Genomic DNA, 2,400 nt, shown 5'->3' on the forward strand with positions numbered 1-2,400 from the left:
CCGGCCAGGACGACGCGCTGCTCGACATCTACCGCAAGCTGCGTCCGGGCGAGCCGCCGACCAAGGAGTCGGCGCAGACCCTGCTGGAGAACCTGTACTTCAACCCCAAGCGTTACGACCTCGCCAAAGTCGGCCGTTACAAGATCAACAAGAAGCTCGGGGTCGATTCTGAGATCACTCAGGGCACGCTGACCGAAGCGGACGTCGTCGCCGCGATCGAGTACATCGTCCGCCTCCACGCGGGCGAGGACTCGATGCCGGGCTCCACCGACCGCGAAGTCATCGTCGAGGTCGACGACATCGACCACTTCGGCAACCGCCGTCTGCGCAGCGTCGGCGAGCTCATCCAGAACCAGGTCCGCCTGGGTCTGGCCCGCATGGAGCGCGTCGTGCGTGAGCGGATGACCACTCAGGACGTCGAGGCGATCACGCCGCAGACCCTGATCAACATCCGCCCGGTCGTGGCGTCCATGAAGGAGTTCTTCGGCACCTCGCAGCTGTCGCAGTTCATGAACCAGACCAACCCGCTGGACGGCCTGACGCACAAGAGGCGCCTGTCCGCGCTGGGCCCCGGCGGTCTGTCCCGTGAGCGGGCCGGCTTCGAGGTCCGTGACGTGCACCCGTCCCACTACGGCCGGATGTGCCCGATCGAGACCCCGGAAGGCCCGAACATCGGCCTGATCGGCTCGCTGGCCTCCTACGCCCGGCTCAACGCCTTCGGTTTCATCGAGACGCCTTATCGCAAGGTCGTCGACGGCAAGGTGACCGAACAGATCGACTACCTCACCGCCGACGAGGAAGACCGCTTCGTCAAGGCGCAGGCCAACTCAGCGGTCAACCCCGACGGCTCGTTCGCCGAGGCTCGCGTCCTGGTCCGCACCAAGGGCGGCGAGACCGAGTTGGCCCGCGCCGAAGAGGTCGACTACATCGACGTGTCGCCGCGCCAGATGGTGTCGGTCGCCACGGCGATGATCCCCTTCCTCGAGCACGACGACGCCAACCGCGCGCTCATGGGCTCCAACATGATGCGCCAGTCGGTGCCGCTGCTCAAGAGCGAGGCGCCGCTGGTCGGCACCGGCATGGAATACCGGGCCGCCACCGACACGGGCGACATGATCAGCGCCGAGAAGGCCGGTGTGGTCGAGGAGGTCTCCGCCGACTACGTCACGGTCATGAACGACGACGGCACGCGGACGACGTACCGGGTGGCGAAGTTCAAGCGGGCCAACCAGGGCACCTCCTTCAACCAGAAGCCCATCGTCGCCGAGGGCGACCGGGTGGAGGCCGGGGAAGTGATCGCGGACGGTCCGTGCACCGACCGTGGTGAGATGGCGCTGGGCAAGAACCTGCTCGTGGCGTTCATGCCATGGGAGGGTCACAACTACGAAGACGCGATCATCCTGTCTCAACGGCTGGTCCAGGACGACGTCCTTTCCTCGATCCACATCGAGGAGCACGAGGTCGACGCCCGTGACACCAAGCTGGGCCCGGAGGAGATCACCCGGGACATCCCCAACGTCTCCGAGGAGGTCCTGGCCGACCTCGACGAGCGCGGCATCATCCGCATCGGCGCCGATGTCGTGCCCGGCGACATCCTGGTCGGCAAGGTCACCCCGAAGGGCGAGACCGAGCTGACTCCGGAGGAGCGGCTGCTGCGCGCGATCTTCGGCGAGAAGGCCCGTGAAGTGCGTGACACCTCGCTGAAGGTGCCGCACGGCGAGCGGGGCAAGGTCATCGGGGTGCGCGTGTTCTCCCGTGAGGAGGGCGACGAGCTGCCGCCGGGGGTTAATGAGCTGGTCCGCGTCTATGTGGCCCAGAAGCGTAAGATCACCGACGGCGACAAGCTGGCCGGCCGCCACGGCAACAAGGGCGTCATCTCCAAGATCCTGCCGGTCGAGGACATGCCGTTCCTGGAGGACGGCACCCCGGTCGACATCATCCTCAACCCCCTGGGCGTGCCCGGCCGGATGAACGTCGGCCAGGTGCTGGAGAACCACATGGGCTGGATCGCCGCCCGGGGGTGGGACATCTCCGGTGTTCAGGAGGCCTGGGCCGAGCGGCTGCGTGACAAGGGCTTCGAGAAGGTCGCCCCGCGCACCAACATGGCCACGCCGGTCTTCGACGGCGCCCATCAGGAAGAGATCGTCGGGCTGCTCGACAGCACCATCCCCAACCGCGACGGGGATCGGCTGGTGCAGCGCAGCGGTAAAGCCCGGTTGTTCGACGGCCGCTCCGGCGAGCCGTTCCCGTATCCGATCGCGGTCGGCTACATGTACATCCTCAAGCTGCTCCACCTGGTCGATGACAAGATCCACGCCCGGTCGACCGGCCCCTACTCCATGATCACCCAGCAGCCGCTCGGCGGTAAGGCCCAGTTCGGTGGCCAGCGCTTCGGTGAGA

At 66.8% G+C, this 2,400-nt stretch carries 1 protein-coding gene; it reads left to right on the forward strand.

The window, feature by feature from the left end; translation table 11 throughout:
- Nucleotides 1-2,400: DNA-directed RNA polymerase subunit beta (rpoB, locus tag KLK06_RS59315; protein WP_214644735.1), on the forward strand; the 2,400-nt coding region annotated here is incomplete at both ends.

Origin of the sequence: Nonomuraea sp. NEAU-A123 (assembly GCF_018603905.1) — a bacterium.
GTDB lineage: Bacteria > Actinomycetota > Actinomycetes > Streptosporangiales > Streptosporangiaceae > Nonomuraea.